The sequence below is a fragment of the Actinomycetota bacterium genome, from assembly GCA_030776625.1.
Taxonomy (GTDB): domain Bacteria; phylum Actinomycetota; class CADDZG01; order CADDZG01; family WHSQ01; genus MB1-2.
Genome location: JALYHL010000004.1, coordinates 270,696 through 290,361, shown reverse-complemented (window position 1 = coordinate 290,361; position 19,666 = coordinate 270,696). Strand labels below are relative to the sequence as shown.

25 protein-coding genes and 4 pseudogenes are annotated in these 19,666 nt (G+C 62.9%); 12 read left to right on the top strand and 17 right to left on the bottom strand.

The genetic code is table 11. The features are described 5' to 3' along the window. Positions 1-16: 16 nt before the first annotated feature. From M3N53_08970 to M3N53_08955, 4 genes are read right to left on the bottom strand one after another with little or no spacing between them, the layout of a single operon-like run. On the bottom strand, positions 17-277 hold the full coding sequence (locus tag M3N53_08970) for a hypothetical protein (protein ID MDP9068453.1): 261 nt from the start codon (positions 275-277) through the stop codon (positions 17-19). Further along, positions 274-567, bottom strand: a complete 294-nt coding sequence (locus M3N53_08965; GenBank protein ID MDP9068452.1) for a hypothetical protein — start codon at positions 565-567, stop codon at positions 274-276. Before M3N53_08965 ends, M3N53_08970 begins: the two co-directional genes overlap by 4 nt. A gap of 10 nt (positions 568-577) precedes the next feature. Continuing rightward, the gene (locus M3N53_08960) at positions 578-802 is read right to left on the bottom strand and encodes a hypothetical protein (GenBank protein ID MDP9068451.1); all 225 of its coding nucleotides are present in this window, start codon (positions 800-802) and stop codon (positions 578-580) included. 2 nt (positions 803-804) lie between these two features. After that, positions 805-1,146 carry a hypothetical protein gene (locus M3N53_08955; protein MDP9068450.1) on the bottom strand — a complete coding sequence of 114 codons (342 nt, stop codon included), beginning with the start codon at positions 1,144-1,146 and terminating at the stop codon, positions 805-807. 212 nt (positions 1,147-1,358) lie between these two features. Between M3N53_08955 and M3N53_08950 the strand changes: the two genes are divergently transcribed. Continuing rightward, on the top strand, positions 1,359-1,676 hold the full coding sequence (locus M3N53_08950) for a hypothetical protein (protein ID MDP9068449.1): 318 nt from the start codon (positions 1,359-1,361) through the stop codon (positions 1,674-1,676). A 34-nt stretch (positions 1,677-1,710) separates the two neighbouring features. Then, a pseudogene (locus M3N53_08945) lies at positions 1,711-2,336 on the top strand (flavodoxin family protein). A 148-nt stretch (positions 2,337-2,484) separates the two neighbouring features. Here M3N53_08945 and M3N53_08940 read toward each other — a convergent pair. The 3 genes from M3N53_08940 to M3N53_08930 all read right to left on the bottom strand — a co-directional run bounded on the left by M3N53_08940 (position 2,485) and on the right by M3N53_08930 (position 4,351). Next, positions 2,485-3,687 carry an MFS transporter gene (locus M3N53_08940; GenBank protein ID MDP9068448.1) on the bottom strand — a complete coding sequence of 401 codons (1,203 nt, stop codon included), beginning with the start codon at positions 3,685-3,687 and terminating at the stop codon, positions 2,485-2,487. A 143-nt stretch (positions 3,688-3,830) separates the two neighbouring features. Next, a complete protein-coding gene (locus M3N53_08935) occupies positions 3,831-4,196 on the bottom strand; it encodes a hypothetical protein (protein MDP9068447.1) in 366 nt (121 codons plus the stop codon). After that, positions 4,193-4,351, bottom strand: coding sequence for a hypothetical protein (locus M3N53_08930; GenBank protein MDP9068446.1), 159 nt, complete (start codon positions 4,349-4,351; stop codon positions 4,193-4,195). Before M3N53_08930 ends, M3N53_08935 begins: the two co-directional genes overlap by 4 nt. A 101-nt stretch (positions 4,352-4,452) precedes the next feature. Between M3N53_08930 and M3N53_08925 the strand changes: the two genes are divergently transcribed. The 6 genes from M3N53_08925 (at position 4,453) to M3N53_08900 (ending at position 8,513) form a co-directional block, all read left to right on the top strand. Next, positions 4,453-4,644, top strand: a complete 192-nt coding sequence (locus M3N53_08925) for a carboxymuconolactone decarboxylase family protein (GenBank protein MDP9068445.1) — start codon at positions 4,453-4,455, stop codon at positions 4,642-4,644. 3 nt (positions 4,645-4,647) lie between these two features. Then, complete coding sequence (locus M3N53_08920) at positions 4,648-5,016, top strand: peroxidase (protein ID MDP9068444.1); 369 nt, start codon at positions 4,648-4,650, stop codon at positions 5,014-5,016. Positions 5,017-5,080: 64 nt separating this feature from the next. Next, the gene (locus tag M3N53_08915) at positions 5,081-5,377 is read left to right on the top strand and encodes a DUF427 domain-containing protein (protein MDP9068443.1); all 297 of its coding nucleotides are present in this window, start codon (positions 5,081-5,083) and stop codon (positions 5,375-5,377) included. A 37-nt stretch (positions 5,378-5,414) separates the two neighbouring features. Continuing rightward, positions 5,415-5,840, top strand: coding sequence for a thioredoxin (trxA, locus tag M3N53_08910; GenBank protein ID MDP9068442.1), 426 nt, complete (start codon positions 5,415-5,417; stop codon positions 5,838-5,840). Between the two features lie 131 nt (positions 5,841-5,971). Then, positions 5,972-6,994 (top strand): cysteine hydrolase, encoded by a 1,023-nt coding sequence (locus M3N53_08905; GenBank protein MDP9068441.1) that lies wholly within the window; start codon positions 5,972-5,974, stop codon positions 6,992-6,994. Positions 6,995-7,205: 211 nt separating this feature from the next. Then, a complete protein-coding gene (locus M3N53_08900; GenBank protein ID MDP9068440.1) occupies positions 7,206-8,513 on the top strand; it encodes a glycoside hydrolase in 1,308 nt (435 codons plus the stop codon). Between the two features lie 509 nt (positions 8,514-9,022). On the opposite strand, the gene M3N53_08895 is transcribed toward M3N53_08900, so the two are convergent. Further along, a complete protein-coding gene (locus M3N53_08895) occupies positions 9,023-9,856 on the bottom strand; it encodes a hypothetical protein (protein ID MDP9068439.1) in 834 nt (277 codons plus the stop codon). A gap of 145 nt (positions 9,857-10,001) precedes the next feature. On the opposite strand from M3N53_08895, the gene M3N53_08890 reads away from it, so the two are divergent. After that, on the top strand, positions 10,002-10,616 hold the full coding sequence (locus tag M3N53_08890) for a hypothetical protein (protein MDP9068438.1): 615 nt from the start codon (positions 10,002-10,004) through the stop codon (positions 10,614-10,616). Between the two features lie 81 nt (positions 10,617-10,697). On the opposite strand, the gene M3N53_08885 is transcribed toward M3N53_08890, so the two are convergent. The 6 genes and pseudogenes from M3N53_08885 to M3N53_08860 all read right to left on the bottom strand — a co-directional run bounded on the left by M3N53_08885 (position 10,698) and on the right by M3N53_08860 (position 13,397). Further along, positions 10,698-11,090 carry a DUF1801 domain-containing protein gene (locus M3N53_08885; protein MDP9068437.1) on the bottom strand — a complete coding sequence of 131 codons (393 nt, stop codon included), beginning with the start codon at positions 11,088-11,090 and terminating at the stop codon, positions 10,698-10,700. After that, positions 11,091-11,502, bottom strand: a pseudogene (locus M3N53_08880) (helix-turn-helix transcriptional regulator). A gap of 80 nt (positions 11,503-11,582) precedes the next feature. Further along, positions 11,583-12,035, bottom strand: a complete 453-nt coding sequence (locus tag M3N53_08875) for a pyridoxamine 5'-phosphate oxidase family protein (protein ID MDP9068436.1) — start codon at positions 12,033-12,035, stop codon at positions 11,583-11,585. A 110-nt stretch (positions 12,036-12,145) separates the two neighbouring features. After that, positions 12,146-12,259, bottom strand: a pseudogene (locus M3N53_08870) (glyoxalase). A gap of 23 nt (positions 12,260-12,282) precedes the next feature. Then, positions 12,283-12,522, bottom strand: a pseudogene (locus tag M3N53_08865) (RNA polymerase subunit sigma-70). Positions 12,523-12,722: 200 nt separating this feature from the next. Then, a complete protein-coding gene (locus tag M3N53_08860) occupies positions 12,723-13,397 on the bottom strand; it encodes a DUF4287 domain-containing protein (protein MDP9068435.1) in 675 nt (224 codons plus the stop codon). A gap of 399 nt (positions 13,398-13,796) precedes the next feature. Here M3N53_08860 and M3N53_08855 point away from each other — a divergent pair, with 399 nt between their 5' ends. Both M3N53_08855 and M3N53_08850 read left to right on the top strand, forming a co-directional pair. After that, positions 13,797-14,198 carry a nuclear transport factor 2 family protein gene (locus tag M3N53_08855; GenBank protein ID MDP9068434.1) on the top strand — a complete coding sequence of 134 codons (402 nt, stop codon included), beginning with the start codon at positions 13,797-13,799 and terminating at the stop codon, positions 14,196-14,198. Between the two features lie 234 nt (positions 14,199-14,432). Next, positions 14,433-14,846, top strand: coding sequence for a hypothetical protein (locus M3N53_08850; GenBank protein ID MDP9068433.1), 414 nt, complete (start codon positions 14,433-14,435; stop codon positions 14,844-14,846). A gap of 180 nt (positions 14,847-15,026) precedes the next feature. Here the strand turns inward: M3N53_08850 and M3N53_08845 are convergent, their stop codons facing one another. Beyond that, positions 15,027-17,189: a hypothetical protein gene (locus M3N53_08845; GenBank protein ID MDP9068432.1), complete on the bottom strand. Its 2,163-nt coding sequence runs from the start codon at positions 17,187-17,189 to the stop codon at positions 15,027-15,029. A gap of 251 nt (positions 17,190-17,440) precedes the next feature. Here M3N53_08845 and M3N53_08840 point away from each other — a divergent pair, with 251 nt between their 5' ends. After that, complete coding sequence (locus tag M3N53_08840) at positions 17,441-17,584, top strand: hypothetical protein (protein MDP9068431.1); 144 nt, start codon at positions 17,441-17,443, stop codon at positions 17,582-17,584. 554 nt (positions 17,585-18,138) lie between these two features. Here the strand turns inward: M3N53_08840 and M3N53_08835 are convergent. Both M3N53_08835 and M3N53_08830 read right to left on the bottom strand, forming a co-directional pair. Beyond that, positions 18,139-18,594, bottom strand: coding sequence for a DUF433 domain-containing protein (locus M3N53_08835; protein MDP9068430.1), 456 nt, complete (start codon positions 18,592-18,594; stop codon positions 18,139-18,141). Between the two features lie 421 nt (positions 18,595-19,015). Further along, a complete protein-coding gene (locus M3N53_08830) occupies positions 19,016-19,420 on the bottom strand; it encodes a hypothetical protein (GenBank protein MDP9068429.1) in 405 nt (134 codons plus the stop codon). Between the last annotated feature and the right edge of the window lie 246 nt (positions 19,421-19,666).

Here is a 19,666-nt window from a genome sequence, read left to right as displayed (position 1 = left end):
TCTCCAACGAGCTCTCCTAACCCCGCTCACGTTCTGGCTGTCGTCCCGATGCGGCATTCAGTGCCTCGATCGTCTCCCGCATTGACGCCACCAAGACGGCACCTCTTGTCGATAGATCTCGGGTCTGATGCTCGACCGATCGCAGTCCGACCGTCGTCTTCTCGAACCAGTGCCGGATGCTTTGCAGTGACTTCAGCACGAGGAACAACCCGACGAGAAGGACCCCCAGCAGGGCCCACGCCGCGAGCACCGACAGGATCGTGAGAAGCGTTGTCACGAGAATCGGCCCCCGATCCCGGGCGACGACGAGCTGACTCTCGGACCCGCGGCAGCGGCACGCGGCGGCAGCCCTCGAACCGCTTGCGGCATCTGGCCGGCAAGAAGCTCGAGCTCAGCAAGCGCCTCGTCGTGAGCCAGGTTGTCGACTATGCCTCTTGCAGCGTCCCGCGACATCTGAGCGAGCCGACGCGCCTGCTTCAGTACGCGCAGGACGAGGAAAACGAACTTCAAGAGCACAACCAGCAGGAGCCACGACACCACCAGGCCGATCCAGGCGAGAGCCTCCACCGTGTTCTCGCTACCTCTCGACCGGAGTGAGCTCGCCCGCAGCAGCGAGGGTCGCGTGTTGGATGCCCTGGATACGGCCGGCGAACCCTGCGGCCTCCTCACCGGCGAGCTCGAGGGCCGATAACGTCTGCCTCAGGAACCGGCGGATCTGCATCACGAAGATCAAGATCGCCACAAGAGCTGCCACCACGATCACGCCGAGTAAGGCTGCGGTCGCCATGATCAAGGTGATCATGTCTACGAGCTCTTGTCGTCGTGGTGTTCGGAGCGGTCCAGCCAGTCCTGCACCTTTTCTGCGGCGGCGCTCACCGACCCGACGACCCCGGCCCCGATCCCAGCACGCTCGATCCCGCGAGCTGCATCTCGGATCGCGACCAGGTCTCGGTTCGTCTGCTCCAGCGTCCACAGTGCGACCGTGTTCTGCGCGATCTGCTTGCCGGCTGTATAGGTGCGTGCTGCGTGCCGGTCGATGCTTTGAAGGGTCGCGATGATCAGCCCGAACAGGACCGCGATCACGAGGACGACGACCGACGCCAGGGCGAGCGCAGCCGACCAGAGGTCGTTGTTGCTCAAGTCCATTCTGTCTCCCGTTGGCGTGGGTGAGGCCGGCTCTTCTGACCAATCAAGATCGGGGTCACTATCCCCGATGCAGCGAAGGCCAATTAGCCGAGATTGGACTTTCCACCCGTGCGGCTCATCTGATCGAGGCACAGCAGCAACGCGGCACGGGATCTCCCTCTGAGCTTTCAGGCCAGATCCGCGTTATTGGCACCTGGGGCGTGGGGACACACGTGACGTTCATCCAGGAGGACCATCGGAGGCGTGAACGCTCGACCCCACATACTGGACCTGGACGTCAACCGGAGGAGGGGACGTGGATCCCAAGGATCGCCCAGAACCGTTGCCAAGACGAAGCTCGGCAGGAGTTCGGGGAGCAGACGGCAGCGTGGTTACTCAACCGCGAGGCTCCGTATACCGAGGACGTGCTGTTCCAGCAGCCGTCGGAGTCGGATACGGGCTATCGCGATGAGCCGGTGATGAAGGAGCCGACGCTGCATCAGGGCGTCGAGAAGGTCAAGGACGTGCTGGGCATCGGAACGACAGAGTGAGATCGGCCCAGGTGCTTCGGGCGAGGTCCGCACGTTGAAGGCGCTGGCTCTGAACTGCACGTTGAAGGCGGGATACGCGGAGTCATCGACCGAGCTTCTTCTTTCTCAGGTCCTTCAAGAGCTAGAGCGACATGACGTCACCGGTTCGATGCTGCGCGTGGCCGACCTCAACATCAAAGCGGGCGTGACCTCGGATGAGGGTCCGGACGACGACTGGCCCGCCGTGCGGGCGCGGATCATCGATAGCGACATCCTCGTTCTTGGGAGCCCGATCTGGCTGGGGCAGCCCTCGAGCATCGTGAAACGCGTGCTCGAGCGGATGGATGCCTTCCTCAGTGAGGCCGATGATCAGGGCCGCTATCCCTCCTACGGCAAGCTGGGTCTCGTTGCGGTCGTGGTAACGAGGACGGAGCGCACCATGTAAGCGCCGAGCTGTTCCAGGCGATGAACGAGGTCGGTTTCACGATCGCTGCAAGCGCCGTCACGTATTGGGTCGGCGAGGCGATGCAGGCGACCGATTACAAGGACTTGAAAGAGATCCCGGAGAAGACGCAGCGCGCTACCAGTATGTCGGTTCGCAACGCCGTCCACCTAGCCAGGTTGCTATCGAGCTCTGGCTACCCAGGTGAGGAGGAAGGGTCCCACCCGAAGCCGCGATAAAGGATTCCTGCACGGGATGCGCGTCGTGCAGGGGTCCGTCGGATGGAGAGATCGGCTCCCTCCACGATGAGAACGTCGTAGCGGGACCTCCTGATGACGCCCCTGTGGGGCCGCTGTGACGAAACGTGCGCCTGGTTCCCACATGTGGCTAGGAGACGGTCTCGGTCATGGCTTCTCGAGGCATGGCGGCGAAGCCGAACACGGCGGCTGCGATAAGCAGCGCTCCGCCCAGCACGTAGACCGATGTGATGCCGATCCGGTCGGCCACGAATCCGCCCAATCCGAGGCTGACGAGCCTCGTCGATTGCCACACGACGTCGTAGAAGGCGAAGACGCGGCCGCGCAGGCGGTCAGGCACGTTCTTCTGCAGGGCCGTGTTGTAGGTGACGTTGCCGGTACTGGTGCCGATGCCATAGAAGAACAGGGCACCGACAGCGGTCGTGAAGCTGGAGAAGGCCGCCAGAACTAGATCGACCGCCCCACGTAACAGGTACGGACCGAAAAGCAACAGCGGGCGCCGCACCTCGGTCGCCACCCGCTGCAGCACGAGTGGCCCGAGGGCTGCTCCGAGACCGATCGCCGTGAGGAGGAAGCCGAACCTCGCCGCTCCCACGCCTAGGTGCTGTTGCGCCAGCACCACCAGCAGCGCGCTGGTTGCCCCCGTTGACAGGGCGGCCAACGCTTGAACCGCTCCGAGCGTCCTGAGGAAACGGCTGCGTCGCAACACCCTGAGGCCTTCGAGGATCTCTGACAGCGTTCGTGCCGCCACGCTTGGGACTCGCTCGATCGAAAGCTTCATCAGAAATAGCGCGGAGATGAGAAAGGTGGCGCCGTTGATAGCGAATGCCCACCCTGGTCCCGCAAGAGCCACGAGGCCGCCCGCTGCCGGAGCCAGCACGATCTGCGAGATCACGGCAGCGGACCAGAGCGCTGAGTTCGCACCAACGACCTCGTCTTCATCGACCAGAGACGGGACCACCGACGATGCCGCGGGGTTGAAGAAGACCGAAAAGCTCGCGAGTGCGAAAGCTGCGACATACACAAACGCCAGTTGCTCGTGGCTCGCCGCGAGTGCAAACGCTATGGCGGCACGACCCACATCCGAGATGACCATGACGGTTCGCCGCGGGAACCGATCGACGACGGCCCCGGCTACGAAGCCAAGCAGCAGCACGGGCACGATCTCGAAAGCGACGATCGCGGCGACTTTCAGACCTGAGCCGGTGAGGCGAAACACCAGGATCACGAGCGCGACGTAGTTGAAGGTGTCGCCCCACCGGCTGATGGTCTGGGCCAGGAACAACCGCCTGAAGTCGGACCGTCGCAGTGCCCTGCGCAGTGACGAAGCCATAAGGGTCTTATCCCTACCAGGAGCCGCGGGCGGCCCGGATCAAGCGTGGGGTTACCGATGGTTCTTCATGGTTGTCTCGTGGCTTTGCTTGGATATCTCGTTCGTGTGTTGCAGCCGAAATTGAGGCGGCACCCGCCTTCCTCTCAACCGGTTGCTCGCTGACCTAGCGCGGTGGTGGTGGCATACAGGGCGCCGTAGGTCGCCAACCCTGTGCCGACGACGATGATCGTGAACCGCATCAGGCGGGGCTTCACCTGGCATTGCCGCGAGCCTCTGCGAGCCACGGTCACCGCGGCAACCGCGAACATGATGCCGGCGATCTTGAACGCCCACCCCCAGTCCGAATAGAGGTTCGTCGCCAGATCCACGGCCACTGCCGCCGACGAGAGTCCGAGCAGCGCGCCGACGGCGGGACCTACGCAACAGCCCAGGGCCACGACCCCCGCGCCGGCGCCCGCGAAGGCGGCGCGCGGCCATGTCATACCGGCGCGGCTCGGTTCCTTACTCACTGTTGCGAAAGATCGTTCAAAGCGTTCTCGATGCCGCGAACCCCGGGACCGTGGATCCAGCCTCTTGCTGAAGACGCGGTCTTAGATACCGTGCCGGCGACAGCCTCGCCGCCCACGCCGAGCCCGATCACGATCACGTCCTGCGTCCGTGTCATGACTCTTCCTTTTTCCTCGAAATGCACGCGAATGGACGCGTAGGACGTCGTTCTCTAGTAGGACCCCACTACCAGTACTTCGATTGCATCCGGGAGGTCAGATGGCTTGGATCGGATACGGGCCGCAAGGGGACTCGCTGCCGCACATCCTTGCGTCACACTCGCTGAATCCGAAGGCGCTGCAGGGGCACCTCGCGCTGTATCGGGCCGTGATGTTCGGTGATTCCCCGCTGTCGAGGGCAGAGCGCGAGGCGATGGCGGTGGCGGTATCGGCGGCGAACGATTGTCATTAGTGAGTGGTTCAACACTCAGAGGCGCTGGAGCGGGAGTCGGATGATCCAGCGCTGGCCCCGGCGGTCGCCGGGGGACGATTCGGTGAGCTGGACCAACGCATGAAGGCTCTCTGTGTGTATGCGGTCAAACTGACGCTGGAGCCGTGGGCCATGAGTAGCGCCGACGTGGAAGAGCTTCGAAGGGCGGGCCTCGACGACCGTGGCATCGTCGACGCCAATCAGGTGGCGTCGTACTTCAACTACGTGAACCGGATCGCCGACGGGTTGGGCGTCGAGTTGGAGTCGTCGTGGCGAGAGGAGCTTCGCCGGCCGCGGCAATACCCGATCAGAGACCCATCGTCGGCTGGACGACCTTCACGATCGAGCACGTGATGTTCGGGATGATCCTCGGTATCGGCTGGTTCGTGACCGCGCGCCGGCGTGCGAGGCTCAGCTGATGGCGAGAGCGATCTGGAACGGTGAGGTCATAGCTGAGAGCGACGACATCGTGCATGTCGAAGGCAACGCTTACTTCCCGCGTGAGTCGCTCCGGCAAGAGTTCTTCGAAGGTTCCGACCATCGCTCGATCTGCCCGTGGAAGGGGACCGCGAGCTACTTCGACGTTGTCGTTCATGGCAAGCGCAACGAGAACGCGGCGTGGTACTACCCGAAGCCGTCTCGCCTCGCGCGCAAGATCACCGAGCGGGTCGCGTTCTGGAAGGGCGTCGAGATAGAAGACTCACAGGCTGCATGACGCACCACACGCGTCCGGTCCAACCGGGAACGAGTAGATGACGATCACGAACGTAACGAGTGAGACCTTCAGCCAGCAGGTGTTGAACAGCGATGTTCCTGTCGTCGTGGACTTCTACGCTGAGTGGTGCCACCCGTGTCACCAGATGGCGCCGGTCCTGAACGCGCTGTCGCAGGAGCACGAGGGTCGTGTCAGGTTCACCAAGGTCAACATCGATGAGGAGCCGGAGCTCGCTCGCGCTTATCGGATCTCGTCGATCCCCGCAGTGCTGCTGTTCGATTCGGGGGCGCCGACGGCCTGGAGCCTGGGACCTAAACCGGGGTACGTGCTCGAGAAGGAGCTGGGACTCGCTCGCGCCAGAAATCGACGGGCCGGGAGCGGTGGCGTTGCCGCCGGCGACGCCGAGGCCCGTCAGCAGCGTGGCGTTCTGACCGCGCTGAAATCTTGGTGGGGATCCCAGTGACTCTCGACGAAGGCGACGGTCGTCGTCCTGATCATGATGCTGGCGCTGCAGCTAACCGGCATCTCGGTCTAAAACGAGCTTGTGCCGCTGCTCGTGACGAAGGCGGTAGGTCAGGATGAGGAGGAGAGCTAGTGACTGACAGCGCACCGGGGCCGCATAAGAGCGGCAGTGTAGGTAAGTACCGCCTACGTGGAGAGACCAACTCCACCTACGACCCCGCCCGCACGGTGTTGCTCGTCATCGACCCCGTCAACGACTTCCTGTCCGAGGGCGGGGCAGGCTGGGATATGACCAAGGGAACCGTCAAGAAGAACGACGTGGTGGAGAACCTCAAGCGCGTCATCGCTGGAGCACGTGAGCGCGCCGTTCCAGTTGTCTTCGGTCCGATGGCCTACACCGAAGAGGACTATGCCGACCAGGAGTTGCAGCGCCGGAGCGGGATCAATCGCCTGATGTTCGAGCGCAAGATGTTCCAAGCGGGATCGTGGGGCGCCGACTTCCATCCTGATCTGCAACCCGCCGAGGATGAGGTCGTGCTTCTGCCTCACAAGGGGATCGACGTCTTCGAGACGGACCTGCCGCAACATCTCGAGCGTCTCAACACGACCCACCTGGTGATAGCCGGCATGACGGCGAGCCTCTGTTGCGAGTCGACCGGGCGACACGCGATGGAGCATGGTTACGACGTGACGTTTGTCAAGGACGCGATCGGTGCCGACAGCCTTCCTTCCTATGAGGCGGCGGTACACCTGAGCTACCCGCTCATCGCCAATGCGGTGGTGACGGTCGACGACTTCCTCGCAGCGGTGCAGTCCGCTGGTGACCCGGTCCAACAGGGGGACACGGTCTTGGGGTCCGACCACGGCGAGATAGGCACGGTCGAGAAAGTCGTCGCCCCGTCTGACTCGACCGACGGGTATCTCGTGGTTCCTCGCGGCCTGATATTCGAGAAGGACACGTTCATCCCGCTCGACGCGGTGGTGAAGCGAGCCGGCACGAAGGTGTTCATCAACATCCCGAAACTGATCGTGGGGAAGATGCCGTGGGAGGCGCCGCCTTCGCGCCAGGATCGGACGACCAAGCTTGGTCCTCCCGCTCAGCAGGTGGACCGTCTCTACGGGTCGCGCTCACCCTCGAGCAGCACCAGCGCTTAGAGCGCTCGGCTCCCGTGGCCTCACGTCCGCTCGGTCGTATCTCACGAGTCGAACCTGTTGAGCCGCGGCACCAGGTCTTGCCTAACGGCCTCGCGGATGGCCCTTGGCCTTCTCCCACCCCGGAAGGTGATGTGCGCCCGGGTTTGTCGCGCGCTATTGGAAGGATCTTGTAGGGCAGGAATGGCTGAGTAGGCACCGAACTACCTTCGGGATGAGGTACGTCGCCTTCGTCGCCGTGATAGTGGGAATGCTTGCTCTCGCGCTAGTGGACCGCGGCTCCCCGGCGTCTTCCGTCCAGACCGACCCGTTCTCTTCGGGATACATGCGGCATCTTCAGAGCGGCTCCCTCGAGACGCTAGTCGCCGGATCGGCTCCCCCCAACGGTGAGTCGGTCGGTCGGAACCGGTGGATGTTCGATCCAGGCCCCCCTCGAGACACGGAGACGTCGCTCGCGGTGGACCCACGGGATCCCGATCGCGTGCTTGTCGCGTGGCAGGAGGACATCAGCCTCGTCTGGACGGCTCGAACCGAGGACGGAGGGCGCCGCTGGACGGTGGAGGCGCTTCGCGATCCCGATACTCGTTCCGTGGCCTTCGATCAGGAAGGCTTCGATCCGACGGCCGCTATCGGGCCCGACGGCACCATGTACGTGTTGATGGGCGTGACGGAGATCCCGGGGGGTTTGACGCTGGTGAGACTTGACAAGGAAGGGTGGAGCTTTCACCGGGTCGATGCTGTCGGGGATGTGCACGCGTGGGACGCGATGCACTTAGCGGTTGCTCCGGACACGGGCGAGCTGTATGCGGTCGCTCAGTCGATCGATCACCGTGGGATCGGGTTCTGGCAGAGTTCGGATCGTGGTGATTCCTGGAGTGTCGTGCGCTTCCCACAGGTCGAGACCCCGCAAGGCGCGGCGCAAGTTGCCCAGGACGGTATCAATTACTGGCCGCGCATAGCCGCGGGGCCGGACGGACTCGTGCTGATCGTGACCAAGGCTATCTTGAACGGTGGTAGTGACATCCGGACGACGGTCAGTTCCGATGGAGGCGAGACATTTGGTCCTCTAGCGCCGCTGACGGACGAACCTCTTTCCGGTCGTCTCGTCGGCGTTCCACCAGCGTTCGACGGCGCGAGGGCTTTCGTCGGCTTCGTCACGGACGACATCGTGCTTGCCGAAGCAAAGAAGGCAGTAGGACCATGGCAACTCCGCCGATTCCCACGCTCCGACCGGAAGTGGGATCCCGATTGGTCGACCGTGACCGCGCGGAACGGGACGGTATGGATCCTGCATACGGAGCAGAATTCCCGCCCCTCGTGGCGAGCCTTGCTGACGCGGATCCGCGGCGAGTCCATAAAGACAACAACGCTCGCCTCGACGACTACGCAGCAGCCGCGCGGAACGCGCCCGGGGGACGAGTACGGCGGCCTTGGGGTCGGCAAGGATGGCTGCGTATGGGCGTCGTGGGCTCACCCCTCCCGATCAGGTGCGCCCGTCATCATGGTGACGAAACAGTGCTGACGACTACCGGTTGAACGTTCGGCAGGCACGGTCGGCTTCCGCCAGAACGGGCGCTGCCGCAAGCGCAGTCCGAACGCGTGGTCGCCAGGTAATCGAACCCTGAACCGGAGCCGCGCAGCGGCGATCAGGGTGAAATGGCTCGGGCATGGCGGGGCGACCCGCGAGCGTAGTGAGTGGGTCGCCCGGGAATCGAACCCTGAACCGGAGCCGCGCAGGGATAAGGCACCCGCCCAACTCCTACCCAGGCCTCGCTGTGGCTAGCCGCCAGCGTCCTCACGATTCGCGGCGCGATTGGCGTCATCCAGCTAGTTCACGCTGTGACGACCATTGGGGGCGATTTCAGTGGCTCGCTCGGTCGATCGATTTCTACATGCTCCTTGGAGGCATGATCTTCGCGCGAGTAGCCTGGCGGTTCTCGCCGTTGCGTGGCAGAGGGGCAGGGTGATCTGACTGTTCCTGACCCGTCTGAACAATTGGAATGGCAAGAGAATGGCAAAGCGCGTTCGTGGCTATTCCGTCTGATCGTTCCGGGCACCATCATTGAGCTGGTCCGAATCCCACGTGATTCCATGCGTTAGCTCGGCTTCAAGTGCCTCTAGCTCCGGGGTTGCGACTAGGGCGTCAATACACGGCCGGGATGCTCCGACGAAGGTCGAGTCCAGATCGATCTCGGTGTGCACGAACCATGCGTGATCTGCCGGCCACCACATCGTCGGCAGTGACCCTCCCATCCCATCCCAGGCGGTGATCACCTCGGAAATCTCCCCCCGGAAAAGGTGATAGCCGCGTCCCGGTGTCTTGAAATGGGCCGCCGCGTCCCGGTTGGCACGCGGCGTGCCCTCGGATCCGAACTCCTCCGGAACCCTCGTGACCGCCCATCGATGGCGCAACCTCCAGAATGGACCTGGTTTGACGGCGACCAGGGGTGAAGGGTCTCCCCACCCCTCCCAGTACGCGAAGTAGCACTCATTCGGGGTGGAGGTGAAGCCGGAAAGGACACGCGCTAACCCGGAGGCGATCTCATCCGGAATCTGACCGTCGCTTGGTGGAGACGTCCACAGATCGGGCTGACCCCCGCGCATGTTGCCCGCTTGGTCGAACGAGCCGGGTGGTACCAAAGCTCGGAACTGCATCTCGGGATGCGCGGTCTTGTTGTTCGTCATGGCGATCTCGCGCCAGGACACAGGACGTCCGTCCTCGCGTCCAATCCAAGCGGGATGAAAGACGCGGGCATAGGCCTCGAAACTTCTGGGGACAAGCCCGCCGACGTTCGTCCCGAAGGTCTTCAGGCTGTCGACGATCCACTCAGCGGGCAATCCGTCCACGGCTGGATACAGGGCCATCCTCGGAGCGTAGCCTCCAGCCCACCGGGACGATCCACATGCACATTGAAAGTCTCCGCGAGCACGGGGAGCCGGTTCCACCGCCGTCCTCGTCGGCTGAATACCGCGCCGTCTAGGAGCCACGAGCAACAGGTACGTTTGCGCAATGAAACGCGCCGTCGGAGCCTCGTTAGGAGGCCTCGCCGGGCTCGCCTTCTCGACCATGGGGTTGATCGATACCAGGGGCGAGGTCCCCACCGCCGCGGCAGGCGGGAACGACGCTACCCCCGTGGTGATCCCCGTTCGTGTCGCTATCGGTGCTCTCCTTGGGCTGACGGTGCTGTGGCGTTTCCCCATCGCGATCCTCGGTGCCATCGTTGGCCTCGCCGCAGGCATGTGGCTGCGGGACAACACGACCATGGGTTCCGTCCAGCCGCCGTGGGTCTTCTTGCTGCTATTCGGTCTGCCAGTGGTCGGCGCGGCGGGGGGCTACTTGCTTCACCTCCCGAGGACAACGTGGGCGCGACACCCGATCGAAGGTGCAGCGCTCGCGGGTCTCGCTGCGACGACCGTCACTTACACGGTGGCGTCCTTCCTCTGGGCTTCGGCCACCCACGACCCGAGCTGCGATCCGCTCCCTCAGCCCGACGGCTCCGTCATCTTCCAGTTGTGCTCCGACACCGGTTCGCCACTGTGGATCGGTGTCGTGGCCGCCCTCCTAGGAGTAGTGGTCGGTGTCTTTACCCATGCGAGGTTGAAACCCCCTGATGTGCCCGACTAGAGAGAGCGCCCAGACTTCGTACCGCTTACCAATCGCGGAACGGCAAGAGAATGGCATGGGACTCGGTCGGCGGGTCGCCATCTACCCCTTTAGATTCAGCGCAACGGCTTCACGAACGAGGTTCTTCAGCGCACGTTCGTCGATCTTGTCGTGTTCCTTGATGTCGATGGCGCGCCTCACGTTCCCCTCGAGGCTGGAGTTGAATAGACCTGACGGGTCGCTCAGAGAAGCACCCTTGAAGAAGGTCAGCTTGACCTTGTCCTTGTAGGTCTCGCCGGTACAGATACCTCCGTCGAGCGACCAGACCGGCACCCCGGGGTTGGTGGGTTTCACCCACTTCCACTCTTCGATGATGTCGGGCTCCGCCTCCTTGATGATCAGTCGCACTTTGCTGAGCGTCTTGCCGCGCCAGTCGCTCAGCTCGCTGATCCTCTTGTCTATGAGTTTGGAAGCCCTTGTTTCATCGTTTGCCATTCAAGCCTCCTTACCCGCGCCAAAACTGCTCGGTCGCGTCCATGCCATCGTGAAACAGGTGGGCACCGCCTTCGGCTCCGACTGCTCTCGGTACTCGCTGGGCGAGAACCCCACGATCTCGGTGAACGTGCGGCTGAACGTTCCGAGGCTCGTGAGCCGACGGCCATGCAGATGTCGGTGATGCTGCGCCGCGTTTCGCGCAGAAGGAACATCGAACGCTCCACCCGACGGCGTTGGAGGTAGCGATGCGGCGTCTCTCCGAACGTCGCTCGGAAGCTCCGGATGAAATGCGCCTCCGACATGAATGCGACACGCGCGATCGCCGCGACGTCGAGCGGATCGGAATAGGCGCGTCCATTCCATCTCGAGCTCTCAGCAGACGCCTGTTCAGATCCTCGACAGCCTTCGCCATATACGTCAATAAGACCATCAAGTGGATGACCCGCGGAGACGCGAATACATGGCTTGTGGATGTCGTAGAGCGCACCCGACCTAGCCATCGACCAACCAGTGGCCGTCGCGCATCAGCTCGCGGTCGGCTAGCTCGTTCACCTCGCGCCACGCCTGGATCCGGTGGGGGGAGATGCGGAACCAGCGGTAGGGGGTCGCGAGTGCACGCGGGTCGAAGCCGGTGCGCTCGGCGAACCGGTCACCCAGCCCCCGCGGCAACTGGACCATCTCGAGGACCTGGACCTCACCCTCGATGATGGTCACGTCGCGGGTCTCGCCCAGACCCAGGCGGGCCACCCCTGTGGCGACCATGTTCCTTCCGGTCGGGCTGTCTGCCGGCGTCGCCACCAGCAATGTCTTTCCGTCCCAGTCGAACGACAGCGGCACCAGATAAGGCTCACCGGTCGCGGAGGCAGTGGCGACCCATACATCGACGTCGTGGGTCAGCCGATACTCCGTATCGCGACGACGCTCAGAGCGGGAGCGGGGAGTCATTCGTACTGGACCGGCCCGCCGACCCTGCGGTTGGGATCCATCACGCCCGCAGCGAGGACGTCGTGCGCGGGCTCCTTCCTCAACACCCCTCCCTTGTGGCACTCATTCGTTCATTGATCCTGCAGTAATCCGAGGACGTTGCCGTCCGGGTCGGTGACGGTGGCTACCAGCCTGCCGCCCCCGACATCTTGCGCGGGCTCCTTCACGGTCGCACCCGCGCAGGTGCATCGTCCACTAGCCGCAATCCGATTGATTCCTCGCGACGGGAGCGACGCTCTCGCAGTCGGTCGAGGCACACGCGCGATACGACGGTAGTTAGCCATCCCGCGAGGTTCTCGACGGCCGTGTGGTCGCTGCGGTCGAGACGCAGCCACGTCCTGGACGGCGTCGTCCGCCTCCGTTTGAGACCCAAGCATCCGGTACGCGATGGAGCGCAGATGAGCGCGGTGGGTTTCGAAGCGCTCGGGAGGAACTCGTGCTCGTTCATGCTCTCGATTCCTTAGGTGGTGGCACAGTAATGACGACGGAGCAGCGATAGATGTGACAACAGCCCAGGTGGCCCGGCCCGACCCGTGCAGGGCTAGCAGAGCGACGGGGATCCACATCTGTCGGTGGGAGGGGAGTCTGTACCGCCTCCATCGGATTACGTCAGCGACCCGCTCGGCCTGACCAGGCTAGGGAGGGCCGTCACTCCTCCAGGAACGACTTCAGGTCGACGAGCCGCTGCTTCCACAGCGCCTTCGTCGATTCAGCTTCGTCGGCATCGGGGAGCCGTTCGTGAGCTAGGGCAACGGTTGACTTCGATTCGTCCTTGGCGGTGAACCCCACGTTCACGCGGGTCGAGCCGTCCCCCCAGTCAAAGCGCGCCGACCGTCCCGGCTGCGAGGTCCGCAGCGACATCGTCCCGTCTGTGAGCCAGCTCTTCCGGGTGCGCGCGTTGACGAACGCGTCGAAGAGGACATCGACCGGAACCGAGATGGTCTTCGTGGCGGACACGGAGAAGCCATTCGCCTGCTGGTACTTGAGGCGCATTCCTCGAGCGCGTTCGTAACCAACCGTGATCGACTGCGCCCACCAGCTCCCGACGTCATGCTGTTCGACCAGGAACTTCGCGATGTCGCTGTGCTTCTTGTCGCGCGCGCCCCAGCGATCGAGGATCGAGAACCACTGGTCCCAGCTCCTGCCGGTTGCCTCCTGAATTTTCAGGTCAGACACGCGCTCGTCGGCCGCTGCGAGCCGCGCCCGCGCCCCTTGAACCCGCTCACGCTTTTGCGCTACCTGAGTGCGGGCGGCGGTGTAGCTCTCTCCCGTCTTCGACATGCGCTCGCGTACCCGGCGCTTGAAAGATCTCTCCTCGGTCACAGCACTCTCCCTTCGTCCATGTCGCGGCCGCGGGACTCACGCTCCCTTGGGCGCGACCCGAAGGGGTGCTGCCGAGCATCCCGAGGGCTGAGGCCCCCTTTGCCTCGCTGATGCCGGCGGCGTGAGCGCCGGAGCCGAGGTTGGGCGTGGGACACGCCAAAGGTGAAAATACCTCGCCACCAGTTCGTTGTACAGCGGTGGCGACCGCCGCCGCGATCGCGAGATCGAGCCGACTGCGGCCTCCCTAGGCGTCCGAAACGGTCTGAAAGTCCGTAGGTCAGCTATCTCAGCAGGTCAGGAAGCGTTTTCTTAATGGCGTTCTGGTTAGCGGCCTGTTGCGGCTACTTTTGATCGATGGAGCATCCAAATGTCTCACTGGTCCGCCGGCTTTACGAGGCGATGGCCGCCGCCGATCTCGCCACGATCTTTGAGATTTTCGATGCCAACGTCGAGGTAAGGCAGACGCCGGAACTGCCGTGGGGTGGCGAGTTTCACGGTCACGATGGGGTTGGCGAGTTTTTCGGGAAGCTCATAAGCCACATCAGCTCGAAGGTCACGCTCGAGGTCGTCTTCCCGGCAGGGGAGAAGGTCGTCCAGGTCGGACGCACGGCCGGCACGGTAAAGGCGACCGGCCGTGCATTCGACATCGACGAAGTTCACATCCTGACGATCCGCGACAACAAGGTCGTTCGGTTCGAAGCGCACATCGACACCCCCGCGATGCTCGCGACCCTGGGCATCGGGGCGACTCATGCCGGACCAGGACAGAGCGGCGAGGATCGCCAGGGAATCGAACCCTGAACCTACGGATTAAGAGAGTGTTCCGTCGGGAGCTCCTGACCTGCGGTTTTGGTCCGATCTCGCATTTGACCTCGGCTTTTGGCTGAGCGGCACTTGTCGCTGTTAAGCATCATTTTCCGTTGTCGCGCGGGTTTTTCGTGGGGTTATTTCAGGCCTGTAACCGCAGCGGTGCTCATACCGTTCCAGTAGTCACGGAGGTGGGCGAACCTCTTGTTCCGCTAAAGCGAGGAGCCCGTGAAGGAAATTGACGATGCACTTGCGAGCGTCGTTGTTGAGCTTGTCAAGGATTGCTCAGAGTGGAACGAGGCCGCCGTTGAAGTTCGACGATTCAATACGGACAACGACGAGCAGTTTGAAGCCCTGGAACATGCGTTCGACTACAACCTTGTTGTTCAAGCTGGGGACCGAAGGGATCAACACGGTCCCTTAGCTCCGTTGATGGAGGGCGACGAGCGAACGTACCCCGCGATCGTCAACGCTGCCCCCGACGAACACCTCAGGATCTGGGCAGAGGCCCACGAAAGAATTGAAGAGCCTCTCGTTCGTTCACGCTTGGGAGACCTACTTTGGCTGCGGCGATACGGGGACGAGCCGCATTTGTTCGCACGCTCGGCGTCGGGAGATGGCTGCAATGATCCATATGCCTGACGTGCATCGTGTCATGTCGGAACGGGAGCTAGATCGTTTCGACCTCGAGAACGAGCTTTGTCAGGTCATTGACCCAACTTTGCTCATCGCTGGTCGACACGATCGAGCCGGGTGAGGTCAGGAGTTCGAATCTCCTCTGGTCCACAAAAGCCCACAGCATCAGGACAAGATCTGAGCTGCTCACGAAGGTTGCGGAAGCTTCCCGGTTGCCGTCGCTAGTGCGTCGACGGTGAGGTCGATGCCGTAGGCCCAGAAGAAGACGGCAGCGATGTCGTTCCACGTCCCCACGAACGTGTCTTCGAACAGCACGAACGCCACGATGATGAGGGGGATGAGCAAGAGGAAGCTGAAGATGCTCCTGGCGAGGAATAGCGCGCGCCGGGGCGAGATCGCCGCGAGGCTCTCGTGCATCGGACCCGACTGGAGGGACATGCGACCAACTCCGGATGCTACGGGGATCACCGAAAGCGCTTGGTGGTCGGCCAGCGCGGCCGCGGTCTGACTCGTACGACCGGCAGAGGTCCCGTAAGGAAGTGACGTCATGTAATCGCCTAGGTCCCCCTCGAAGGTGAGAAAGCTTGCAGTCGCGGTCTCACCTACCTGACTCGCCGGTAACCGTTTCAGGAGCTCGGCCGCCGCCAGGTAGTCGCCGGCGGCGATCGATCCTTCCAGCTTCGTTCGCAGGTCGCCGGGCAGATCGGCGCGCTGCTCGAGGACCGCCGCGCCGCTCGCCGTGAGTGCCGCGTCCAACGCCCTTGCGACCCCGGCCGAGGAGCGGTCCAAAGTCTTTGCGAAGGCAATCCGCTCGGTTTCTAGCTCGGCTAGGCGCTCCTGCAACGTAGCCAGGGGCGTCTCGTTCGGGTTGTCGAGCGCGCAGAGTCTCTCGCGCAGCGTGTCGAGCAGCTCGGCGACCTGGGGGACGTAGGAGTTCATCGTCGCGCTCAGCTGGATGTGGATCCGATTCACCTCTTTCAGGACGGCATCCGGTGGTTCGGCTGCATCCAGCGCTTCGATGTTCTGAATCGCCGCAGAGATCGCGGTCGCGGCGTCCGTCAGCTCGTCGGACACCTTCTTCGGTAGCGGTCCCTCCGGCTGCTGCATGGTGTCGAGGAGAGGCCTGAGATCGTTTCCCCAAGAGAGCGCTGCGGCCTGGAGCTCGACCGTCAATCTTTGCTTCAGGTCGGCGAGGGCGTCCGTCGCTCCCTTCACGTCGAACGCCGCGATCTTGCCTTCGATGGCGACGGAGTCCTTGGTCCCTTGCTCAACGATCGCGCGGATCGCAGCCGGCCCGGTCCTCGTCAGACTGAACCCCCTCTGGAAGACTTCGAGGTCACCGAGCGCGGTGGCCCGCCGGTCCCAGAGACCTGCAACCTCCTTCCGCAGGTCGGTCACGACCTCGGCGACCTGCGTTCGCAGCGTCGCGGGATCCTTCTTCGAGTCGGTCTTGGCGGTTGTTACCCGCTCGGTGAGCCGGTCCAGAGCCGTGTGGAAGCTCTCGTCCGAGCTCTTGGACCGTTCACGCTCGATCATGGTGATCACCCTCTGCGCTTCCTCGAGGGCCTCACCTCGTTCCACGTAGCGTTTCAGACCCCACCTTGTCACCCAGCCAAGGAAGATCCCGGCCGCGGCGAGCGGGATTATGACCAGGTCTCCCAGTCTGGTGCGGACCTCGTAAGTCGCCTCGACGGGTGACGCTAGTTGTGGAGCGTCGAGGGTTAAGGAGCCCGTAGTCGTTCCAATGGGGAACTCGTCGCGAAGCTCGAACGGAGCGTCGACGGACCCCCCGGGGGGGACCGCGAAGCTAGCCTCGAAGAGCAGATTCCCGGATACCCGGTTCGAACCTGACAGCGCCTGATCGATCTGGTCGATCGACAGGTTGGTAACGCGGGAACGTCCACTCGTTTCGACGATCGTCACGGTTGCGTGTTCTTCCGGACTCGACCCGACATCGATCGCGTCACACAGGATCCACAAGCAGAGCGTCCGGTCGACGACCACCGTCGGCAACGTTCGCAACTGAGCTGCGGGATGCTCGACGCCGACATCCAGTCTCTGCTGTTCGTCGTCGGGCCCGATCACGACTACCGAGACCGTGTAGTTCCCGTCCGGAAGGCCCTGTGCCGACTCGAAACGCAGACGTATGGACGTGACGCTTTGGTGGCTCCCAGAGATGATCTCGGCCTCGATGTCGTCTGGCAGGGAAGCGTCCGAATAGCTGCCGACCAGCGTTTCGACGACTCCGATGTCGAGATCGTCAGCCGCGACCCCCTTCCTAACGACGACCGGAATCCTCACGTACGAGTAGCGGCCCTTCTCGCGCAGCTCGTAGGTCGTCGTCCTCAACAGGCTGATCAGGGGTTCCTGCTGAGCGAGGGCATGCGTCGGGAACGCCAGAAGTGCAAAGACCGCGAGACAAGCCGCACCCCCGGCCGGGGATATCCGAGTTCTCCGTCGGCCCGACGTCGAGATCCGGTCCATGGTCGCGACCAGCACGCTACCCGATGGGTCGCCGGTTCATGAGTCTCATGGTCGAGATGGACCCCGGTCCCCGTTGTCCCTCGAGGGCACAGACGGCGAAGAATGGGGGAGAAGAGATGACCGAGGTCGGACCGTTGGGAGCAGCAGCACTTGTCTTCATCGTGATCGCGGGCGTGATGGGTGCCTGCAGCATGACGAAAGCGATTCGGCGGGCTGAGCTCCACCGGCGAGTCCGTGGCCGAGCAGGAGCAAGCTTCTGAACCGGCGGCGCGGGGTCGATTCAGCGCGCCTGCATAGGGCTCCCTCGAACGAGGTAGCCGCGGTCACGACCACGTCTAAGACCGGGCGACCGCAGATGTGAGCCTCGCGGCCCGAGGGGGTCTCGACGTGACCAAAACCGCGGGTGTAGCGAGCGCGGGGAGCTGCAGGAGCGGTGCGTGATTCCTCTCGATCGCCGGACGGTTCGGTGGCTACGTTCTGTCTACCTCTACCGAGAGAGAAGGAGCGGGATTCGGTGAGGTGCGCATGCGAGTCGCTACTGGGTGTCCTTCTACGCGCTTCCCTGGACCTCTACGTGCCCAGACGGGGGCGATCACAGAAAATGGAACGACCTGTTTACAGCTGGGTCACCCGTCACATGGGTGAGATCTTGCGTCAGATCTCTTCGAATCCGATGCTGACAAAGGTCGACGTGTTGGAGAGAGTGCGGTCGTGATCGCTCAAGTGGACGAAGGCTTCTTGTCCCACTGAGTGACGTCGAAGGGTGGCTTCGGAAATCCCTGGTCTAGGAGGAAGCGAGGAATCATTTCAGCCACTATGCAGCGACCGGTTCGTGACTCCGCATCTTTTTCTCTAGGTCGATTGCTTCGACGATCGCGGACTCAGAAACACCTTCGTAGAGCTTACCTATATCGGTGGGGAGTAGGCCACGTTCGTGGCTTAGGGAAAAGAGCGTCGATGTGGGAAGCCTCGTACTCCGGATACAAGGCTCACCTGCTAGCACCCAAGGAGAGATGGCTGTCTGGGTGGTAGGTCGAACCAAGTCTGGTCCCCAAACATGTTTCAGCCCGGTCTGATCCAAAGGTGCCATGAGGTCGAATTCTGAGAGCAGAGGAACGACAGCAGCAAAGGCCATTTGCGGCGATTCAAGATCCTCCACCGCGTCGTCGAGGTAAATCGAGTAGCGCGTACTCCGGACAGTCCTCAGAGTGGCATCGGTCCGTTCAAGCATTTTTCTTACTGCTCTGACGTGTTTGGCAGCTTCTCTCACCGGCTTCTGTCTAGCTCTGAAGAAGACGAAGTCGGAGCATGACTAGGTCGCGGTACGACCAGGCTTTGGGGAAGCTCTCGTTGAAGTCAGGCACGACTAGCCTTTCACTGGCCCAGTGATAGATCGTTCGCTCCGGGATTCCAGCTATATGAGAGGCACGTTGGGCGGAATACCGACCGCGAGGGATACGGAGCGCTTCACGTATCTGCACTGTTTCCTCGGGAGCCAACTCCCTCGCCGCGTCGGTCACGCCACCCCTCCGAGGGTCTCGGCTATCCGAGGCGTCCTACTCACGACCCTTGGCGACCCGAGGATTCGCTAGGCGGGCCTTTGACAGGGAGCGAGCGAGCGAACTGGGCTCCCATGGCTTCGGCGGCTTCGTCTCGGCCTTCGTCAAAAAGATGCGTGTATGTGTCGAATGTCATCGCGATGGTCGAGTGGCCCAATTGTTCTTTGATCTCCTTAGAGAGCGCCCCGCGGCATGCATAAGGCTGGCGCAGGTATGACGCAAGTCCTTGATCGTCGTCACTCGATCCACCCCAGCCACGTCAAGAGCCGGCCACCACACGTTCTTGCGGAAGCTGCTTATCCAGATGTGCGTCCCCTCTTCTGTCGTGAACACCAGGGAGTCCAACTTGCGCGGCACGTACTTCGCCATGTGTTCTGCGAGGATCTCCTTGACGGGCTCGGGGATCACGACGGTGCGTTCCTGGTGCGTCTTCAGAGGCCCGTAGTGCAGCCCACCGCTTACCTCTGACACTGCCTCTTTGACCTCGATGCGGTTGCAGGAGGTTGCAGCTCGATCGGCGGAGGGCCACGGCCTCACCCCATCGGAGTCCGCCGTAAGCCAGCACGTAGATGAGGGGGTGGGTCGCCAGGGAATCGAACCCTGAACCTACGGATTAAGAGTCTTCCCCATGCCGATTCCGTGACCTGCGGCTTCGCTCATAAACGGGCGCTGACCTGGGGTTTCGCTGATAGTTATTGCTTGTTGTTTGTGGTTGGTTTCCGTTGCCTCGCGGACTTTTTGCGGACTTTTCCTCGCGCGCACGTGGTGCGCGCGCCCGCAGCC